Raw genomic sequence first — 19,766 nt, forward strand, 5'->3', positions numbered from 1 at the left:
CTTGCGGCGGACTGAGACGGGCGGTATCCGACTCAGGGGCCGCCGAGGCCACTCCGCACGGCGTCAGGATCGCTGCCCCCACCCCGATGAAGACCGCCAGCGCCCCCACCCGACCGACACTCTAAGCGTTCATCGCCGACGACCAGCCTTTCCCCGGAGCGACATCGTATTACCCGCGGGCGGGTCCGGTATGCGAACCATCTTTGTCGGTGGTCGAATGTATGTTCGAAGTATGTCGGGGACGGATCTGCAGGCCGCGGTCGCGGCGGTGGTGGATGCCGTCGACGCTCTGGCCGGCTGCGACTCGGACCTGGCCACCGGCACCGAGCTGGTCGAGGTGCTCGACGAGCTGGAAACCGTGTGGTGCCGGCTCCCCGCGCTGCGCCACCGGCTGCTGGCCCGGCTGCAGACCGAGACCACCCCGCAGCAGATGGGCGCCAAGAACTGGAAAGACGTGCTCGCGATCCGGTGGCGCATCACCACCGCCGAGGCACACCGCCGCCTGTCCGACGCCGCCCTGCTCGCGCCGCGCCAACCGGTGACCGGGCCGCCGCTGCCGCCGGTCCTGCATGCCACCTCGGTCGCCCAGGCCCAGGGGTTGATCAACGCCGAGCATGTCGAGGTGATCCGCAAAGCCGTCGACAAACTCCCCGGCTTCGTCGACACCACCACCCGCGAGCAGTTCGAGGTCGACCTGGTCCGCACCGCGGTCGGGGCCGGACCCACAGACGTCGAGAACGCCGCCGACCTGACGTTGTTCCTGCTCGATCAGGACGGCCCCGAACCCGATGACACCGAGCGTGCCCGCACACGTGGGGTGACCAAGGGCAAGCAGCGCCGCGATGCCATGACCGACCTGGCCGCCCGGTTGACGCCCGAGGCGTGGGCGGTGTTCGAGGTCCTGTTCGCCAAATACGCCGCCCCAGGCATGTGCAACCCCGACGACCCCGAACCGTGCATCTCGGGCACCCCCACCCAGGCCCAGATCGACAACGATCACCGCAGCCTGGCCCAACGCCAACACGACGCGCTACTCGCCATCGGCCGCATCGCCCTGATGAGCGGCGAGGTGGGTCACTTGAACGGGTTACCGGTGGCGGTGATCATCCGCACACCCTGCAAGACCTCGAATCCCGCGCCGGGATCGGCGTCACCGGCGGCGGCACCCGCCTGCCCATCAAAGACGTCATCCGGATGGCCGGACACGCCAACCATTATCTGGCGGTGTTCGACCAAGCGACCGGGTCGGCGCTGGATTTGTTCCGCAGCCGCCGGGTCGCCACCCCGGCGCAGCGGATCATGCTCATCGCCCGCGACGGGGGCTGCACCAAACCGTGCTGCACCGTCGGCGCCTACGGCGCCCAGGTCCATCATGTGACCGCCGACTGGGCTGACGGCGGCAACACCAACATCAACGACCTCGGCCTGGCCTGCCCACCCGATAACCGCAGCGTGGGCCCCGGCGGCTGGACCACCGCGATGAACACCCGCACCGAAGTCGAATGGACCCCACCACCGGACCTCGACACCGGCCAAACACGCATCAACACCTACCACCGCCCCGAAGCCCTCCTACGCCCACCCGACGAACCCGACAACACCGCTGCGCCAAGCGAATCCACCGACGGGAACGACATCGCCGAGCCCGAACCCAGCGCGGCCACCACCAACGACCACGCCGACGAACCCGGCGGACCCGCACCACCCGACAACCAAGCGGCCTGAAAGCCGCCCGAACATGACGAAAATCGTTCGGTGAACGATTCACGCGTAGCCGGGATGGCGCCTCTCCCACAAGGCAGGTTGCTCTGCGCGGCGCTCGCGCGCGAGGCCGCACTCGGAACCGAGCATTATCGTGGACCCGCCAACACAGTCGTAGCGTTCCCACGGCTCTCCTCCACGGACGAACTCCAGCCACAACCTCTTGATGGGAGCAACCGCCCCCACCCGGGGATGAAATGGATGATTGCGCCGGAAACGCATCGGGAGTCAAACCGTGGACTCATGATCGCAGCGTGCTGTTCTTATACGCGGCTCCCCGTTTAAAGCACGCCATGCTGAAAGATCGCGACATCATCGCGCTCCTCGCGGGGACGTCGAATACGCCACCCGCTACAACGGTTCTGAACTGCTCGCGCGTCGAGTCCGACGAGCGCATCCAGCAGCCCGAAACACCGAGCGGCGGAGCCGCGCATCTGCGATGAAAAGCACAACGCGGCGCGCTGTCCCGCCTTTGAACACGGGGTCACGGGGCACATAGAACCCGCTCAACGCCGAGACGTTGTCTGCGCCGCGACAGTACCCCCGCCGCACCGGAACGCAGGGGTGGAAACGAGAGCGCGATTGTGCTTGTTCTCAGATCTGTTGGGGCATCGGTCGCGGTAGCCGCCTTCGGACGCGGACACCTGGCGCCGCCCTCAGCCCCCATGAGTGATCTCCGCCCACCACGTCGAGCGGGATGTCGTGGGCCATTCGCTCGTTATGTGACAGCAGTCACACTAGGTTGGAATCATGGATGCGACCCCCAGCCGCAAGAAGGTCATCGCCGTCGTGCTCGCCGGTGGTGAGGGCAAGCGACTGATGCCACTGACCGCTGACCGGGCGAAGCCCGCCGTGCCCTTCGGCGGCATCTACCGTCTCATCGACTTCGCCCTGAGCAACGTCGTGAACTCCGGCTACCTCAAGGTGGTCGTGCTGACGCAGTACAAGAGCCACAGCCTCGACCGTCACGTCACCACGACGTGGCGGATGTCGACGCTGTTGGGTAACTACGTCACACCGGTGCCGGCCCAGCAACGGGTCGGCAAGCGGTGGTATCTCGGAAGTGCAGACGCCATCTTCCAGTCGCTGAATCTGCTCAACGACGAGGACCCCGACATCGTCGTGGTGGTGGGCGCCGACCACGTCTACCGGATGGACTTCGCTCAAATGGTGCAGCAGCATGTGGAAAGCGGGGCCGGTTGCACGGTGGCCGCCATCCGGCAACGGATCGAATTGGCCGATCAATTCGGCGTAATCGACATCGACCCGGAATCGCCCCAACGGATTCGGGCCTTCCTGGAGAAGCCGACCGATCCCCAAGGGCTGCCCGATGCACCGCACGAGGTGCTCGCCTCCATGGGCAACTACGTCTTCAGCGCCGACGCGCTACGCGACGCCGTCACCCGTGACGCAGCCGCGGAGACGTCCGACCACGACATGGGCGGTGACATCGTGCCATGGTTCGTCGACCGCTCGGAGTCGGCGGTCTACGACTACAAGGACAACGACGTACCGGGGTCCTTCCCGCGTGACCGCGGCTACTGGCGCGACGTCGGGACGATGCAGTCCTACTACGACGCCCACATGGACCTCGTGGCACCGCTGCCGGAGTTCAACCTGTACAACTCCGCATGGCCCATCTTCACCAGCTACGGCGCCCTGCCCCCGGCCAAGCTGGTCGAGGGCGAGTCCGGCACGCCGATCGCCGCGCACAACTCGATTCTCTCGCCCGGTGTAGTGATCACCGGCGGCACGGTCAACGAATCAGTGCTCTCGCCGTCGTGCCGCGTCGGATCCGGGGCGGAAGTGTCGGGTTCGGTGCTGCTGAACGGCGTCACTGTCGGCGCGGGAGCGGTCGTCCGCAATGCGATCATCGACAAGAACGTTGAGGTGCCTGCGGGGGCTGAGATCGGCGTCGACCCACAGGCCGACGAGGCCCGCGGCTTCGTCGTTCAGGACGGTCTCACCGTGCTTCACAAAGGTCAGAAGGTGTCCGGACCGTGAGCGCCTCGGTTGAGCCGTGTTCACCGCGGTGGCGACGGGCCATGCGCGCACATGCCGTGACGACAGATGGTCCAGCCAAAAGCCCTGCCGGTTAACGAAAGAACCTGCCTTGTACCTTGTCAAGGCCCGTTCCCTCTCGTGGAGTCAAGGCGGCGAGCCTGTTGAGCCGCTTGCTGTCCGCATTGGCCGGAGCCGCGTGGACCTGCACCGCCCGACAATCAAGCGGCCTGACCGCCGCCCCGGCTCTGCGAAGGTTCGGGCGAGTGGCTTATCCGTAGGCGGGATAGCGCCTCTCCCACAAGGCGAGTTGCTCTGCGCGGTGCTCGCGCGCGACCCTGCACTCGGAACCGAGCAGCATCGTGGACCCGCCAACACGGTCGTAGCGTTCCCAGGGGTCTCCCCCACGGGTGAACTCCAGCCACAGATCCTGCACGACGTCCGACATGTGACGCGCCGCCTCGTCGGTACCGGCAAGCGATGGTGCAGCCTCGAGGTTGCCGAAGAGCAAGGGCAGGCACGAATCGTGACAAGCGCCCAATTCGGCACGCGGAGAGGGCCATTGCAATTCATAACGAAACACTGCGTTGCCATGCGCTGCGTGTGCGCGGACGAACTGCTCGGTCGGCGCGGTGAAGTGATAGTCGGTGACCATCGCGCCGGCGACATCGCGAAGGCTTTGGCGGTCCGCGCGGTACGTCGCAACCACCACGTCGGCGTCGTGGGTTTCCCCGGCCAGGGCCTGCGCCCTGTCTCGTACGTACTGTTCGGTGAAGACGTCCTCGCCGAGCGGCGCGTCGAAGATCCGCCATTCGTCGCGCGTCGTCCCGGCGAGTACAGGGATCGCCGGCATCGGCCGCGTCCGCGCGACCACCAAAGGGTGCTCCGCGATGACGTCGCCGTCGACGCAGGGATGGAAAGGGCCCTGCGGCGGCACGAATCCGCTGTCGATACCACGTTGTGCGGCAAGGATGTCCGCGACGTCCGGGTCTTCGGCGCGCATCAGGGTACCGAGTTGTGCGGCCACGGCCGACGCAGCCGCTTCCGAGCGAACCCGCTCCAGGCCACCGCTCTGCAGGATCGCGCGGTCGAATAGCTCGCACCCGCCGGCGAGCAGCGCCGCTATCGCGATCGCACCGGAGGATTGCCCCGCCACCGTGATCGCGCCGGGGTCACCGCCGAAAGCGCCGATCTGCTCGCGCACCCATTGCAGAGCGGACTTCTGGTCGCGCACGGTCAGGTTGGTGGACTCGGCCCCATGCCAATCGGGTGCGTACAGCGAACCGAGCACCCCGAGCCTGAAGTTCACAGTCACCACCACGATGTCGCCGCGCCTCGCGAGTCGCGATCCGTCGAGCAGCGGAGCGGACCCGTGCCCCTGCGCCTGTCCGCCGCCGTGCAGGAACACCAGCACGGGTCGCCGGCTGTCGTCGGCCGCGGGCGTCCAGATGTTGAGCGTCAGGCAGTCTTCGCTCATCGTCAGCCCGCGTTTGGCCAGCCGCTCGGGTGAGATGTCCTGCGGAGGGATCGGCCCGAACGCGACCGCCTCACGCACACCGACCCAGCTCGGCGCGGGCTGCGTTGGGCGCCAACGGCGCTCACCGGTGGGCGCCGCCGCGTACGGCACACCACGGAAGACGACGACATCCCCGCGCCCGTCGCCGCGCAGCGTTCCATACGAGGTGTGCGCGACGGCGGTCACGGGCGCTCGGTCAGGGGGTACGCCGTCGCCATGTCACCGTCGAGTATCCGCGTCAGGAAGTCCCGGCCCTTGAAGCTCACCACCTCCACGCGGAGCCCGCTACCCGGCTCGCGCAGGAACGCCACCCCGGCACCCGTGCGCTCCAACTCCCAGCCCTCCTCCTGCAACCGCGCGACGTCGTCGCGCCACCGCTGGGCGTAGTAGCCGACGTGATGCATGCCGCCGAGCCTCGGTTCGGCGAAGATCGAGTCAGCGGCGGCGACGACCTCGATCAGCTCCAGGTACGGCGGACCCGACGCCGAGAATGCGATGCGCACCGTCTGGTCATCAGCGGATCCGTCCGGACGGGTGAATCCGCTGCGCATCTCGAACGGTGGCGACCACGTGATCTGCATGGCCCCGGCCAGCGTCTGCATGGCACCCACAAGATCGGGAACGAGGTGGCCCAGGTGGTAGACGTTGTCGAAGGCCGACGCGGCGAGCGTTCCCAATGTCGGGTCCATGTCAGATCCTGTACCTGCGGCGGATGGCGTCGAATCGTGCGTGCAGTTGCCCGGTCCGCTCCTCGGGGGTGGCGCGCCGAGTGTCGCCCGGCAGCACCGAGTCCACGTCGGCGGCGGCTACCACGGTGATACGAACCTCGGGAAGCTGCCGACTCCCGATGACGCGCATGGTGAGATAGCCCTCGCTGAAGCGTTGGGTGTCGATCCAGTTGTGCACGCCGGGATCGTTGTGTGCCAATACCATTCGCACGTGGCCGTCCGAGTCGATCGCCGATCTGCTCGGGGTGTAGCTGACCGGCCGGTACAGGTAATCCATGCTGTTCCAGAACGCGCCCATGTTCGTCAGCATCCAGAACTCCCCGTCGTCGGCGAACTCGAGAATCAACGCGTCATCCGGCCCGAGACGCCACGGCATCGTGACGATGAGCCGGCCGCGGCGCGCATCGCGTTGCTCCGCCGCGCCGGCGAAGCGCGCACCGGGAAATACGTTGCGCTCGGGCTCGCCGAAGAGCGAGCCGATCTCCAGCTCGCGGTCCGGCCAGTCGGTCATCACCCCGGTGAGGAAATCGCCTGCCCACTGCATCGACGCGATCAGATCCTGCGGTGTCGGCATGGGGCGTGGCTCCCGCATGTCGATGCGCTCGATGCTGAACTGTGCCGAGCGCTCCGACCAGGAGTCGAAACCCTGCCGCATGAACAGCTTCCGCGAGCCCGGAGTGGTCGGCAGCCAATTCGGCTCGCGCCGTTTCCCACCGATGTAGAGGACGAAGCTCCCATCGGGCTCGGTCACCAGGTCGTCGCCGGTGAGGTTCGCCTCGGGGGTGTCGCCGAAGGGCTCGTGCAGGTTCGGGTGGTCGGCGCCGTAGTACACGTCCTTCTCGGGTCGCGGCCCTTGGACGGTGAAGTTGATGAAGCGCGCGGTGCCGCGGTCGCCCGCGATCCGGTAGGTCGATGCACCGTCGATCCACGCCTGCAGATAGACGAAGTCGGCGTTGTCGCCGCCGAGCTTGCGGGCCGGCCCGCAGAACGGATGGATCATCGGATAACGGGTGTTCTTGGTCTCCAGGGCGAGATCGTAGGCCTGACCGAGGTTCTGCATCAGGTAGCGGAAGGCGTCGGCGCGCTGCAGAGCATTCGCCGGCGAGGTGTCCTTGAACGCGAGATCCCCTGCCGCCTTGAGCCGGTCGCAGAACTTGTGCCATGCCGCGCCCAGCGCCACGTCCTCGTCGCTGTCACCGAATGCCATCAGCCCCTCGTCTCGATGTCGATGCCGAAACGTTCGCGGTAAGGGGCGAATTCGTCGTGCAGGTGCTGCACGGGAACCGGGAGGACTTCGGTGGTGTAGGTGACCTTGCCGTACCGGTCGCTGCGATGGGTGACGAGGTAGTCGCGCATCGCCTTCTCGGCGTTTGCCGGCAACGGTGCTCCGGCGAAGTCGTAGAAGCCGCCGATCGTGGTGACCGGGTCGGCGACGAAGTCGCCATAGCGGACGTGGTGGATACGTGGATCGTCCACGAGCGGGTCGGTGAGGTAGGCATGGAAGTTGGCACGTGATCCCTCGATCGTGGCTTCAGCGTACTGAACCCAGTCCAGCGTCCCGGCCAAGCTTTCGTTGATCTGCCCGAAGGCCACGATCTGCGATGCGAGCACCTGCACGGGGTCGCGATGCACCCAGACGATGCGCGCGTCGGGGTAAGTGTCGAAGAGCGCTTGCAGGCGTCGACCGTGGAAGCCCTTGAGCACCCACCGCTTCGGCGATCGGGTGTACTGAATGTGCTGCAGCATCATGCGGTGCAGGACGTACTGCGCGTGATGGTCTTGCGGAAAGTTCTGGATGACCACGGGAACACGCCACCACGCGCTCGGGTTCGTGGCACGGAAGTCGAAGGCCCACGTGCGTTCACATTCGGGTAGTCCGTCGCCGAGGAGATCGTTGTAGGGGTGGCTGACGATCCACGGCGGAATGCGATGGAGGATATCGCCCCAGTCGGCATCAGCCCGCGCCCGGCGCGGATCGTCGTCACCGGCCGGACCGGGCGGCGGCGAGGGATACATCACTTCCCAGAACCGCAAGGCCCGTGAATCCCCGTCCTCGGCGAGCAGCGCATGCAGCAGTGTCGTGCCCGACCGGGGCTCGCCGGTGGCGAAGAGCGGAGCCGAGATCTGTTCTGCCGCAAGCGGTAGGCGTGCGTGGTCCGCCATGAAGTGCAGCCGGCTCGTCAGCAGTCCGTTGACCGTGTGTGCGGCTGCCCGCGAACTCGTGTCATCGAGTTCTGCGCCGTTCAGCCTGTCGACGACCAGCGCGACGCGCGTGGGCAGCGTGTCGTCACCGAAGTCGTTGTGCCCTGCCGACTCCCGCGCGTCGGCGATGAGGACGTCGGCGTCCAGCCTCGTCATGACACTCTCCCGGTGAGCTGCAGCAGTGCGTCCTCGACCTCCCGGGTCTTGCGCGGGGATTCGGCCGCGTATGCCTGACCGGCCATCCCGCTGTAGTCGAGCACCGACACGACCCGGGCACCGGCCGCACCGAAGTCGGCGATCTGCGCGGCGACCTGTTTGGGAGTGCCATGCGGAACGACGGACAGGATCGCGGCCGGGTCCACTTGCTCGAAGAGCCGGAGAAGCCTGTCGCGGGTCAGCACGCGTGGGTCGATGTCCTGGATGCCGCGCCAGTGCTCCCCCATCGGATGCCGGTGACCGGCGGCTGCCAGTGCGTCGGCGGTCAGCTGCAGCACCAGCGACTTCACCAGCGGGCGCCGCATGATCTCGCTGAGCTCGTCGGGTTCGCCGATGAGGCAGACCACCATCTTCGCCGGCGTGATCGCGTCCGGGTCTCGCCCGGCCTGCTCGGCCGCCGCCCGGATGCGGGCCAGCTGGCTCGCGTAGGTTTCCGGGCCGGCGCTGCCCGTCGGCCACCAGCCGTCGCCGAGTTCACCGACCAGGGCCAGCATGCGGGCACCGTTGGCGCCGATCCAGATCGGTGGCGGGCCGGTGGGGTGCGGCTCGGTGTCCAGCCGGGCGTGCGCGAGCGTGAAGTACCGTCCGGCGAAGTCGATCGGCCCGTCGGCGTCCCACAGCAGCCGGATCAGGCGCACCGCCTCGGCGAACCGGCTCACCGTGCCCTGGTGGTCGAAGCCGTACGGAGCCAGGTTCTCGCGCTCGCCGGCACCGAGCCCGAGGATGAACCGGCCGCCGGAGAGATGGCTCAGCGTCAGGGCGGACTGGGCCAGCATCACCGGGTGACGACGGACGGTGTCGATGACGCTGGTGGCGAGCCGGGTGCGAGCCGTGCGAGCCGCGACCGCACCGGCAAGGGTGAGCGCGTCCAGATAGCGGTGTGGCGATGGCGAGGTCTCCGCGAGATCGGTGAACTCGGGCGTCCAGATCGAATCCGGCCAGAAGCTCACCAGGTGATCGGGCATCCACAGCGAGTGGTAGCGGCCGTCGTCCAGGGCGTCCAGCCCGCTGAGGTCGAGCGGCAGCGTCGTCCGGAAGAACGCGGCCAGCTCCAGGGGCATGCCAAGGAAGCTACCGGCCGACAGCGGCTACGTCAGGAGATTGCTGAGCGAATGCTCAGCATGTGGATCTGGCTGCTACTCCGATGAGCGGAAATAGGGTTCTACCGTGCCACTGAGTTTGACGACCATGGGGTTTCCGCGGCGATCCTTGGCTGTGGGGACGTCGACCCGCACCCAACCCTCGTCCACGTCGTATTCGTGAACGTTGTTCTTTTCGACGCCATTGAAGCGGACACCCACATCGCGGCGGAGCACCTCTTCGTCATAGAAGGGGCTGCGCGGGTCGATGGAGAGGTGATTCGGTGGAACGTCTGTGGTCTGATCCTCGGACATGACGGCTTTCGTTGAATGTGTTCTCGGGCTAGGTCTTCTCGAACCTACGCGAGCCCGCGATCGTGCTGTCGTCAGACCTCTTCGAAGTGGAGCTAAGGGGATTCGAACCCCTGACCCCCACACTGCCAGTGTGGTGCGCTACCAACTGCGCCATAGCCCCTGATGTCGTGCTCATCGAAGCTACACCACCAGCCCGGGCCGTTCAAAATCGCAGGTCACGGGCATTCACCTCCGGCTTCCGGACCCAGCGGTCGGGCTTCGGTGCGCTCCTGAGCCACCCGCGGCCGGGTTTCCGGCGCGAACACCCAGCCGATGCAGGCCACGCCCAGGATGACCCCGCTGACCAGGAACGCCCATCCGAACGATGTGTACTGCGCGATGAGCCCTACCAGCAAGGATCCGCCGATCGATCCGAAGTCCGCCATCATCTGGAACGTCGCGATCGCCGTGCCGCCGCGCGACTTGCTGCCCACCACGTCGGCGACGGCGGCCTGCTGCGGCGACACGAACACCCCGGTCGCCGCGCCCGCGACGTAGGCCGCGGCCAGGAACACCGGCAGCGAGGTCGTGAAGCCGACCAAGGCCGTCGAGAGCGCCGCCAGACTCAGCCCGGCGATCAACAACTTGCGCCGCCCCAGTCGGTCGGACAGATATCCGCTCGGGATGACCACCGAGATGTTGCCCACGGCGAACGCCGTCAACGCCACCCCGGCCGCACCCGGCCCCCGGCCGAGCACCTCCACGACGAACAACGGCACCAGCGCGATCCGCAGACCGTACGACGCCCATCCGGTCGCGAAGTTCGACAACAGTGCCGCCCGATACGCCGGATGCCGAAAGACCGCACGGAACGGCACGGGCGCGTCCACGTCGTCGTCGGATCTCCCCACCACCGTGGAATGCCGCAGGCTGACGAACACCACCGTCGCCGCCACCAGCAGCGCCGCCCCGTAGATCAGGAACGGCGCCGAGAGACCGAAGCCGGCGGTGAGGCTGCCCAGGATCGGCCCGCCGACCGAGCCGACCATGAATCCCGACGAGAACAGTCCCGCAACCCGGCCTCGCGCATCGGCCGGGGAGATGCGAATCATCAGCCCCAGCGACGACACCGTGAACATCGCCGAGCCGACCCCGCCGAGAGACCGGAAAATCAGCAGCTGCCAATACGTTTGGGCAAAGGCGCAGGCCGCGGTCGACACCGCGACGATCAGCAGCCCGCTGATGTAGACACGCCGCTCCCCCAGCCGCTGCACGAGCAGACCCGCCGGCGGCGCACCGACCAGACGCATCACCGCGAACGCCGTGATGACGAACGTCGCCGCGCTGATGCTTACTCCGAAGTGCCGGGCGTACTGCGGCAGCACCGGAGCCACCACGCCGTAGCCCAGCGCCACCACCACGTTGGCAGCGACGAGCACCCACACCTCGCGGGGCAGCCGCGGCTTGGTCGCTTCCCGACAGTCGCCGTCGGCGACCGAACTCACGAAATGACCGCCGACACCACTTCCCGGGCAGCTTCCTGCACCTCGGCGAGATGCTCGGGGCCGCGGAAGGATTCGGCGTAGATCTTGTACACGTCCTCGGTGCCCGACGGCCGCGCGGCGAACCACGCGTTCTCCGTCGTCACCTTCAACCCGCCCAGGGCCGCGCCGTTGCCCGGCGCGGTGGTCAGCTTCGCGGTGATCGGCTCGCCCGCCAGTTCGGTGGCGCTGACCTGCTCCGGCGAGAGCTTCGCCAGCCGCGCCTTCTGCTCGCGGTTGGCGGGTGCGTCGATGCGGGCATAGGTCGGCGCGCCGTACTTGTCGGCCAGTTCGGCGTACCGCTGCGACGGCGTCGATCCCGTCACCGCGAGAATCTCCGAGGCCAGCAGCGCCAGGATGATGCCGTCCTTGTCGGTGGTCCACACCGAACCGTCGCGACGCAGGAACGACGCCCCGGCACTCTCCTCGCCACCGAAACCGATTGTGCCGCCGACCAACCCGTCGACGAACCACTTGAAGCCCACCGGCACCTCGAGCAGCTTGCGCCCCAACCCGCCGACCACCCGGTCGATGATCGACGAGCTCACCGCCGTCTTGCCGACCGCCGTCTCCGCGGCCCACTCCGGCCGGTGGGTGAACAGGTACTCGATCGCGACCGCGAGATAGTGGTTCGGATTGAGCAGCCCCGCATCGGGAGTGACGATGCCGTGCCGGTCGGAGTCGGCGTCGTTGCCGGTCGCGATCTGGTAGGACTCCCGGTTGGCGATCAGGGACGCCATCGCGTTCGGCGAGCTGCAGTCCATCCGGATCTTGCCGTCGGTGTCGAGCGTCATGAACCGCCACGTCGCGTCGACGAGCGGATTCACCACGGTGAGATCCAGGTTGTGCCGTTCGGCGATCGCCCCCCAGTAGTCGACGCTGGCCCCGCCGAGCGGGTCGGCGCCGATGCGGATGCCTTCGGCGGCGATCGCGTGGATGTCGACGACGTTGGGCAGGTCGGCGACATAGGCGTCCAGATAGTCGTGACGCTGGGTGCCGTTCATCGCACGCGCCAACGGGACGCGCTTGACCCCGCGCAGGCCGTCGCGCAGCAGTTCGTTGGCCCGCGCGGCGATCACCGTCGTCGCGTCGGAGTCGGCCGGGCCGCCGTTGGGCGGGTTGTACTTGAACCCGCCGTCGCGCGGGGGGTTGTGCGACGGGGTCACGACGATGCCGTCGGCCAGCGCCGTGTCGCGACCGCGGTTGTACGACAGGATCGCGTGACTCACCGCCGGCGTCGGGGTGTACCGGCCGGCCGAGTCGATCATCGTGACGACGTCGTTGGCGGCCAGCACCTCCACGGCCGACACCCACGCCGGTTCGGAGAGGGCATGGGTGTCCCTGCCGATGAACAGCGGACCGGTGGTGCCCTGCGCAGCCCGGTACTCGACGATGGCCTGCGTTATGGCCAGGATGTGCGCTTCGTTGAACGCCGCGTCGAGGCTGGATCCGCGGTGGCCCGAGGTGCCGAACGCGACCTGCTGGTCGACGTCGTCCGGGTCGGGCGTCACGGTGTAGTAGGACGTCACCACCGAAGCGATGTCGATGAGGTCTTCGGGTTGCGCCGGCTTACCGGCACGGGGGTTCGCCGCCATGGGTTCGATTCTGCCCCGTGAGCCGCCCCCGCAGAACACTGGACGCGTGATCAGTCGGCATACTTTCCGCCATGTCCATCGACGCCCGCGAGATGGCGGCTGTGTTCGTCGGCGGCGCCCTCGGCAGCCTGGCGAGAGCCGGGGTGGCAGAACTCGCCGCGCCCGATCCGGCCCGATGGCCGTGGCCGACCTTTGCCGTCAACATCGTCGGCGCCCTGCTGCTCGGCTACTTCACCACCCGTCTTCTGGAACGTCTACCGTTGTCGAGCTATCGGCGCCCTCTACTGGGGACCGGGTTGTGCGGCGGCCTGACCACGTTCTCAACCATGCAGGTGGAGACGTTGCGAATGATCGAGCACCACCACTACGGCCTGGCGATCGGGTACACCGTGGCCAGCCTCGTGGCGGGGCTCTTAGCGGTCCATGTCGCGACCGCGTTGGTGCGGCGCGCCCGGGTGCGCGCATGAGCGGGATGCTGTGGTCCGGCGTCGCTGTGATGGGCGGCCTTGGGGCAATGGCGCGCTTCGTCATCGACCGCGGTGTGGCCAAGCGGGTCGCCCGTCCGTCCCCGTTCGGCACTCTGACGGTGAATCTCACCGGCGCCGCGCTGTTGGGATTTCTGAGCGGCCTCACGCTGAGCCACCCGACGGCGCTGCTGGTGAGCACCGGGTTCGTCGGCGCCTACACGACCTTCTCGACGTGGATGTTCGAGACGCACCGGTTGGCCGAAGAGCGGGAGTACCTTCCCGCGACGGCCAACATCGTGGTCAGTGTCCTCGCAGGGGTCACCGCAGCGGCGGTGGGCCAGTGGATTGCGCACGGCGTGTCATGACGGGCCTCACCGACACTCTGAAACTGACCGTCCACTTCGCGGAGCGGGAACGCACCGACGGCAGATACCTCGCCGACGCCCTGCTCGACCTCTATGCCGATCGCGGCGTGGCGACGAGCATCATGCTGCGGGGCATCAGCAGCTTCGGTCCGCGCAACATCGTGCGCAGCGACGAATCCCTCAGCCTGTCCGAAGACCTGCCGGTGGTGGTCTCGGCGGTCGATGCCCCCGGCGTGATCGATGCCGTCGTCGACGAGGTCGTAGCACTGACCGGGCGGGGGCTGATCACTCTGGAACGGGCACGCGCTGTCAGCGGCGCACTGCCCGACCTCGACCACACGGTCAAGCTGACGGTGTATCTCGGTCGCCAGCAGCGGGCCGGTCGCCTGGCTGGATACCAGGCCGCGTGCGAGATCTTCCGCCGGCACGGTTTCGCGAGCGCGACGACGTTGCTGGGGGTGGATGGCACCGTCTCGGGCCAACGCAGGCGTGCGCGCTTCTTCAGCCGCAACGGCGACGTGCCGACGATGGTCGCCGCGATCGGGACCCCGGCGCAGGCAGTGGCCTGCCGTGACGAACTGGTCGAGACACTCGATGATCCGTTACTGACTCTCGAGCGCGCGCAATTGTGCAAACGCGATGGGCGGGTACTCGAACGACCGGATCAAACGACCGGCGCAATGCCCGCGTTCCAGAAGCTCACCGTCGTCACGTCCGAGGACAGCCGCTATCGCGGCATCGCCATTCACCGCGCACTCGTGCGCAGATTGCGTGATTCCCGAGCGGTCAGCGGCGCGACTGTGCTGCGCGGCCTGTGGGGTTTCCACGGTGACCACGTGCCGCACGGTGACCGCATGTTCCGGCTCGGCCGCTCCGTGCCGGTCACCACGATCGTCGTCGACACTCCAGAGGCGATCTCCCGCTGCTTCGCCATCGTCGACGAACTCACCGACGGGCACGGGTTGGTGCTCTGCGAGACGGTGCCGGCGGTCCTCGCCGTCGACCATGAGAACCGGCGGGGCGACCTCCACCTGTAGCCAGGTTGGCCTGGCCCGGACGCGAGTACTCGCCTGGCGCGCGGAACTTCAGCGGCGCTTCGAGGAACGAGATCGCCAGCACCATGCCCAGCCACACGAACGTCGCCGCGGCAGCGACGGCAGAACCAGCGTGCACGCCCGCAGCCTACGGTGGCAGGGTGGGGTGATGGACCGCGTCGCCGAACTGCAGCGCTGGGAGGATGCCGGCGCGGTATGGCGGGTGCTCGCCCGCTCGGATGATTCGGTGACGGTCGCCCTGCTGCGTTGCGACGGCGGGGAGGAGGCGGCGCGCTTCACCAGCGGTGATGCGCGGCTGCTGGCCTTCCTCGCCGAGCGGGACAGCAGCGAGGACTGACGGCCTTTCCCGCATTCGGCGCCACGCCGGCAAAGACCGGCGTTACCGTGTCCGCGGGGAGCGCCGCGCCGACTCCGTCGGCTTCGCTCCCGCGATGCTCGGAGAGGACACCGCCGTGGCCACCACACAGCAACTTCCGGCGCAGGTCATCGGGCGGGTCGGCGCACTGGCCGTCGCGCTCGGCATCGGCGTGGCGATCGCCCACCATCCCGGCGTAGCACTTGCCGACGACGACACTTCGACGGCCGCGACGGCGACGTCGACGTCGACGTCGACATCCCGGGCGGCGGACCAGGACGGTCCCTCAGGCGCAGGCACGCTGGCCCGCCCGAACCGGGATCAGGCCGGGACTGACTCCGAACGTGCCGACGTAGCGTTGCGGCCGCGGGCGCGGCTGAGCAGGACGACCGCCGGCGACTTGCCGCGACGGCCTGCCACCCCGGACCCGTCTCCCGCGGTCTGGGCCGTGGCGGGCGCAGCACGGCGCGAACTCGGCATCGACCCGGCCGGCAGCGTGTCGCCGCTGGGCACCGAGCAGCAACTGCAGGCCGAGCAGGTGGCCGCCGAGACCGTCCAGACGCTGCCGGTGAAGGTGATGAAGCGGGTGCTCCGGAAGGCCTGGCTCCGCACCGCCGAACGGGAGTACGACCGTGTCGGCGGTGTCGACGACGAGAACCTCGCCCGCCTCGACAAGGCGGTCAACGAGTATGCGATGGGCGCGGCGTTCCAGCAGCAGCTGCTCGATCCGATGCGGCCCACGGTGGTCGCGCAGGTCGCGCCGCCGCACACCTGGTACGGCACCGAGGTCCCGGGCTCCCGCATCCTCTACGACAACCCGGACACCATCTACCGCTTCACCGCAGTGAACAAGACCTCGACGTATGTACTCACCGGCCGCTTCACCGGCGACATGCCCGCCGACACCACGTTCAGCGTGCTGACCGGCCTGTCGGGCAAGACCTCTGCGGTGCTGAGCGCACGCGATCTGCAGATCGACGACGGGAGGTTCACGATCACGCTCAGCGGCGATCCGGCCGCGCCCGGCGAGGGCGACCACCTGCAGCTGACCGCGGACTCCACGCTGATCGCCGTGCGGAACACGTTGTCGGATTGGAACTCTCAGCCGCCGATGGAGCTGTCGATCGAGCGGGTGTCAGGACCGCGGGACAGCCTGTTCGCACAGCTTGGCGGTTTCGCCATCCCGTTGATCGGCCCGACCGTGAGCAACAGCCGCCTGCTCACCGCGCTGGTGTCGGTGATCCCGCCGATGAAGAACCCGCCCCCGTTCCTGCGCGGCACGCTGACGGCGGTGGTGATGGCGCTGGGCCTGTCCCGCGAGGCCACCTACATCAAGGTCGCCACCACCGATCCGCAGACCGGCGAACGCGTAGCCCCCAACGTGCTGCGCGACCCGTCGCGCAACGCCGAGTTCCTGGCCACCCAGTTGCAGAGTGCCGGCTACTTCGACCTCACCGACAACCAGGCACTCGTCGTCACCGTCGATCCCGGCAACGCCGGATACTTCACGGTGCCCGTCACCGACCTGTGGACGATCAGCGGCGACTACCGCAACGAGCAGACGAGCCTCAACAACGCGCAGGCGTGTCCGAACAAAGACGGGACGTTCACGCTCGTGATCTCGCCGACCGATCCCGGCGTCGAGAACTGGGTGTCGACCGGAGGACTGAACCGCGGCACCCTGTCGCTGCGCTTCCAGGACCTCGACCTCGCGTCACCGAAATCACCGACCGTGCGATCGCTCGTCGTGCCGCTCTCGCAGCTTCTGACAGCGCTCCCCCCCGGCACCGCCGTGATCACCGCGGCGGACCGGGCCGCTCAACTCGCGCGCCGGAAAGCCGGCTACGACGTGCGATTCGCGCCGTTCCCGCAGTGACGGATCCTCACGACTTGGCGTGTGACTTCTTCTTGCCGAACGGCAACACCGACACGATGCCGACCACCAGCGCGCCGACGATCAGCCCGATCACTGCGGATGCAGCGGTGTTGACCAGCCAGGCGAGCACCCCGCCCACGCCGGCGACGTGGTGCACGTACTCCTCGGCGTGGTGGACGAGTCCGTAGGGGGCGTGCCAGCCGAGAGTGTCGGTGCCGACGAGCAGGATGTGGCCGCCCACCCACAGCATCGCGGCGGTGCCGACGACCGACAGGAAACTCAGCAACTTCGGCATCCCGGCCACCAGGCCGCGTCCGATCTTCTTGGCCAGTCCGTTCGACCGCTGCGTCAGGCTCAGCCCGACATCGTCCATCTTCACGATGCCCGCGACCACCCCGTAGACCGCCGCGGTGATCACGATCGCGACGACGAACAGGATGATCAGTCGCGGCCAGAACGACTGATCGGCCACCTCGTTGAGCGCGATCACCATGATCTCGGCCGACAGGATGAAGTCGGTGCGGATGGCACCGGTGACCATGAAGCGTTCGGCGTCCGCTCCTTCCGCCGCTGCGGGAGTGTCGTGGGCCGGGTGCCCGAGGAGTCGGCCGAAGACCTTCTCGGCGCCTTCGTAACAGAGGTAGGTCGCACCCAACATCAGGATCGGGGTCAGTAACCACGGCGCGAACTGGCTGAGCAGCAGGGCCGCCGGGAGGATGAAGACGATCTTGTTGCGCAGAGAGCCGATGGCGATGCGCTTGATGATCGGCAGTTCACGGTCGGCGGTGATGCCGTGCACGTACTGCGGGGTCACCGCGGTGTCGTCGATGACGACCCCCGCGGCCTTGGCCGTCGCCCGGCCCGCGGCCGCGCCCAGGTCGTCCACCGAGGCGGCCGCCAGCTTGGCCAGCGCCGCCACATCGTCGAGGAGGGCGAACAGACCCGCGCTCACCGGACACCCCTGATCGCACCTGCGGTCATGGCCGAAGGGTACCGGGCGGACGTGACCTCGGGTCCGCGGCCACCGGGGTGCCCGGCCGACACGCCGTCGCGGACGTCCCGACACGCGATAATCGATCGTTGTCTGACCTGCGGACATGCTAGTTTGCGCTGAGATGACCACCGGTCGCCACATGCGGGGGCAGCGCGACGCGTCATCGCCAGCAGGGGGTGCGACATGCCGAAGTCCGTCCGTCCGTGGCTCACGGCGGCAGTGGCGATCGCCGGAGTGGGCGCCGTCTCCCTGGCCCCGCTCGAGCCCGCTGCGAAACCCGATGTGCGCGTAGAGAACACGGCCATGCTGGTGGATGAACCGCTCAGCCCGTTCGAGTACTACCCGCAGGTGCTGCAGCGCTCGGTGTCCAACGCCAACGATCTTGTCCGCGAGTATCTGGCCGATCCCCTCCCCGTCGTGCGTGCCATCGCCGACAACCAGAACAAGGCCCTCGCCGACGTCGTCGAGGCGGCCGCCGCGCTCGATCCCGGGGCGTTCGTGCACGCTGTCGTCGCCGCGGTCAGCCAACCCGTCACCGGTCTGGTGAAGGTGGTGGGCAGCGGGGAACCGTTCGAGACGGCGAGCAGCATGCTGGTCCGGTTGGCGCTTCCGGTGGTCAGCGGCGTACTCGCCGCCGGCGCCGCGATGGCCGACGTGGTCAAGGCGTTCGCCGACCTCGACCTCGTCAACGCCGTGAGCGGGCTGCTCAACGTTCCGGGCCGCATCGCCGACGGAATGCTCAACGGTCGCGTCGACGGACAGCACGACGAGTACTTCGGCCTGCTGGGGAAAGTGGTGGAAGCGCCTGTCTCCGAACAGATCTCCGGGCCGGTCGACTACCTGATCCAGTCGCTGCAGGGCATCGGCGACACCATCACCTCCTCGGCGCCGGCCCCGTCGCCGATGGCAGGCCCGGCCGTGCTCCCCGACCTCGGATCGACGACGGTGACCGTGACAGAGCCGGCCGACGATCCCGAGCCGGCCGCCCCGCGGACCACCACGGACGACGACGGGCCGTCCGCACCCGCGAGCGGGACACACCACGCCGACGAGGACCGGCCCGCCGCGTCCGGTGATGCCGACGCGTCGGCGCCGCCCCCGCCCGGCACCGACGACAGCGAGACCGCATCCGGCACGTCGACCGACGATCCGGCCACCGGCGCGGACCGTCCGGACGAGAACACCGGGGCGTCGTCGCCTTCGGCCGCGCCGTCCACACGGGGCGACGACACCGCCGCGCCCTCGGCCTGACGGATCGTCCGGCGTTTCGGGCACACGGCGCTCGGGTACCTGCGGGACACCCTTCGACAGTCAGGTGGCCCATGAAATCCCATCCGAGGACCGCTCTCGCCGTGTTCGGCGGTGCGACCCTGCTCGTGTTCGCCGTGGGTTGCGGCGGCGGTGACGGTGGCGAATCGACCAGCACGTCGAGCACCACCGAGACCAGCGCCACCACCACGGCCCCGACGTCGACCGGCACTTCGCCGTCGATGAGCACGAGCCCGGCTCCGTCCGGCGGCGGAGGCGCGGTTCCCGGCGGACCGACCGGCAGCGGCGGGCCGGGCGGTGGCGGCGGTGCGATCCCCGGCGGACCCACCGGCAGCGGCGGACCCGGCGGCGGCGGCGGAGCGATCCCCGGCGGACCCACCGGCAGCGGCGGACCCGGCGGCGGCAGCGGCTGCCTGCCCGGCGTCGGTTGCGTCTCGGTCCCCTGAGCCGGT

18 protein-coding genes, 1 tRNA gene and 1 pseudogene are annotated in these 19,766 nt (G+C 68.3%); 10 read left to right on the top strand and 10 right to left on the bottom strand.

Features of this window, described 5'->3' with window-relative positions:
- Positions 1-217: 217 nt before the first annotated feature.
- The 3 genes and pseudogenes from G6N45_RS23230 to glgC all read left to right on the top strand — a co-directional run bounded on the left by G6N45_RS23230 (position 218) and on the right by glgC (position 3,765).
- Positions 218-1,725, top strand: a pseudogene (locus G6N45_RS23230) (HNH endonuclease signature motif containing protein).
- 290 nt (positions 1,726-2,015) lie between these two features.
- Positions 2,016-2,204 carry a hypothetical protein gene (locus tag G6N45_RS23235; protein WP_163725304.1) on the top strand — a complete coding sequence of 63 codons (189 nt, stop codon included), beginning with the start codon at positions 2,016-2,018 and terminating at the stop codon, positions 2,202-2,204.
- A 307-nt stretch (positions 2,205-2,511) separates the two neighbouring features.
- A complete protein-coding gene (glgC, locus tag G6N45_RS23240; RefSeq protein ID WP_163725307.1) occupies positions 2,512-3,765 on the top strand; it encodes a glucose-1-phosphate adenylyltransferase in 1,254 nt (417 codons plus the stop codon).
- Positions 3,766-4,033: 268 nt separating this feature from the next.
- On the opposite strand, the gene G6N45_RS23245 is transcribed toward glgC, so the two are convergent.
- The 9 genes from G6N45_RS23245 to pgm all read right to left on the bottom strand — a co-directional run bounded on the left by G6N45_RS23245 (position 4,034) and on the right by pgm (position 12,933).
- Positions 4,034-5,464 (bottom strand): carboxylesterase/lipase family protein, encoded by a 1,431-nt coding sequence (locus tag G6N45_RS23245; protein WP_163725321.1) that lies wholly within the window; start codon positions 5,462-5,464, stop codon positions 4,034-4,036.
- Positions 5,461-5,967, bottom strand: a complete 507-nt coding sequence (locus tag G6N45_RS23250) for a VOC family protein (protein ID WP_163725324.1) — start codon at positions 5,965-5,967, stop codon at positions 5,461-5,463. Before G6N45_RS23250 ends, G6N45_RS23245 begins: the two co-directional genes overlap by 4 nt.
- A 1-nt stretch (position 5,968) precedes the next feature.
- Complete coding sequence (locus G6N45_RS23255) at positions 5,969-7,213, bottom strand: DUF1214 domain-containing protein (RefSeq protein WP_163725326.1); 1,245 nt, start codon at positions 7,211-7,213, stop codon at positions 5,969-5,971.
- Complete coding sequence (locus G6N45_RS23260) at positions 7,213-8,364, bottom strand: sulfotransferase family protein (RefSeq protein WP_163725329.1); 1,152 nt, start codon at positions 8,362-8,364, stop codon at positions 7,213-7,215. The genes G6N45_RS23255 and G6N45_RS23260 overlap by 1 nt, the downstream gene beginning before the upstream one ends.
- Positions 8,361-9,485 carry an LLM class flavin-dependent oxidoreductase gene (locus G6N45_RS23265; protein ID WP_163725332.1) on the bottom strand — a complete coding sequence of 375 codons (1,125 nt, stop codon included), beginning with the start codon at positions 9,483-9,485 and terminating at the stop codon, positions 8,361-8,363. Before G6N45_RS23265 ends, G6N45_RS23260 begins: the two co-directional genes overlap by 4 nt.
- Before the next feature lie 75 nt (positions 9,486-9,560).
- Positions 9,561-9,818, bottom strand: coding sequence for a DUF3297 family protein (locus G6N45_RS23270; protein WP_163725335.1), 258 nt, complete (start codon positions 9,816-9,818; stop codon positions 9,561-9,563).
- A gap of 87 nt (positions 9,819-9,905) precedes the next feature.
- Positions 9,906-9,978: transfer RNA gene (locus G6N45_RS23275), tRNA-Ala, on the bottom strand.
- Positions 9,979-10,033: 55 nt separating this feature from the next.
- The gene (locus G6N45_RS23280; protein WP_163725338.1) at positions 10,034-11,302 is read right to left on the bottom strand and encodes an MFS transporter; all 1,269 of its coding nucleotides are present in this window, start codon (positions 11,300-11,302) and stop codon (positions 10,034-10,036) included.
- Positions 11,299-12,933 (bottom strand): phosphoglucomutase (alpha-D-glucose-1,6-bisphosphate-dependent), encoded by a 1,635-nt coding sequence (gene pgm, locus G6N45_RS23285; RefSeq protein ID WP_163725340.1) that lies wholly within the window; start codon positions 12,931-12,933, stop codon positions 11,299-11,301. The genes G6N45_RS23280 and pgm overlap by 4 nt, the downstream gene beginning before the upstream one ends.
- Positions 12,934-13,004: 71 nt before the next feature.
- Between pgm and crcB (G6N45_RS23290) the strand changes: the two genes are divergently transcribed.
- The 5 genes from crcB (G6N45_RS23290) to G6N45_RS23310 all read left to right on the top strand — a co-directional run bounded on the left by crcB (G6N45_RS23290) (position 13,005) and on the right by G6N45_RS23310 (position 17,051).
- On the top strand, positions 13,005-13,400 hold the full coding sequence (crcB, locus tag G6N45_RS23290; protein ID WP_163725343.1) for a fluoride efflux transporter CrcB: 396 nt from the start codon (positions 13,005-13,007) through the stop codon (positions 13,398-13,400).
- Entirely contained in the window at positions 13,397-13,765 is a 369-nt protein-coding gene (gene crcB, locus G6N45_RS23295) for a fluoride efflux transporter CrcB (RefSeq protein ID WP_163725345.1), read from the top strand. Before crcB (G6N45_RS23290) ends, crcB (G6N45_RS23295) begins: the two co-directional genes overlap by 4 nt.
- Positions 13,762-14,802: a putative PII-like signaling protein gene (locus G6N45_RS23300; protein ID WP_163725348.1), complete on the top strand. Its 1,041-nt coding sequence runs from the start codon at positions 13,762-13,764 to the stop codon at positions 14,800-14,802. The genes crcB (G6N45_RS23295) and G6N45_RS23300 overlap by 4 nt, the downstream gene beginning before the upstream one ends.
- A 166-nt stretch (positions 14,803-14,968) precedes the next feature.
- Positions 14,969-15,157 carry a hypothetical protein gene (locus G6N45_RS23305; RefSeq protein ID WP_163728945.1) on the top strand — a complete coding sequence of 63 codons (189 nt, stop codon included), beginning with the start codon at positions 14,969-14,971 and terminating at the stop codon, positions 15,155-15,157.
- A 115-nt stretch (positions 15,158-15,272) separates the two neighbouring features.
- On the top strand, positions 15,273-17,051 hold the full coding sequence (locus G6N45_RS23310) for a hypothetical protein (protein WP_246228773.1): 1,779 nt from the start codon (positions 15,273-15,275) through the stop codon (positions 17,049-17,051).
- Positions 17,052-17,058: 7 nt separating this feature from the next.
- Here the strand turns inward: G6N45_RS23310 and G6N45_RS23315 are convergent, their stop codons facing one another.
- Positions 17,059-18,003 carry a DUF808 domain-containing protein gene (locus G6N45_RS23315; RefSeq protein WP_163725354.1) on the bottom strand — a complete coding sequence of 315 codons (945 nt, stop codon included), beginning with the start codon at positions 18,001-18,003 and terminating at the stop codon, positions 17,059-17,061.
- Positions 18,004-18,228: 225 nt separating this feature from the next.
- Here G6N45_RS23315 and G6N45_RS23320 point away from each other — a divergent pair, with 225 nt between their 5' ends.
- Complete coding sequence (locus G6N45_RS23320; protein WP_163725357.1) at positions 18,229-19,296, top strand: hypothetical protein; 1,068 nt, start codon at positions 18,229-18,231, stop codon at positions 19,294-19,296.
- A gap of 71 nt (positions 19,297-19,367) precedes the next feature.
- Positions 19,368-19,760, top strand: a complete 393-nt coding sequence (locus G6N45_RS23325; protein WP_163725360.1) for a hypothetical protein — start codon at positions 19,368-19,370, stop codon at positions 19,758-19,760.
- Positions 19,761-19,766: the final 6 nt, after the last annotated feature.

The sequence above is a fragment of the Mycolicibacterium psychrotolerans genome (assembly GCF_010729305.1).
Lineage (GTDB): Bacteria > Actinomycetota > Actinomycetes > Mycobacteriales > Mycobacteriaceae > Mycobacterium > Mycobacterium psychrotolerans.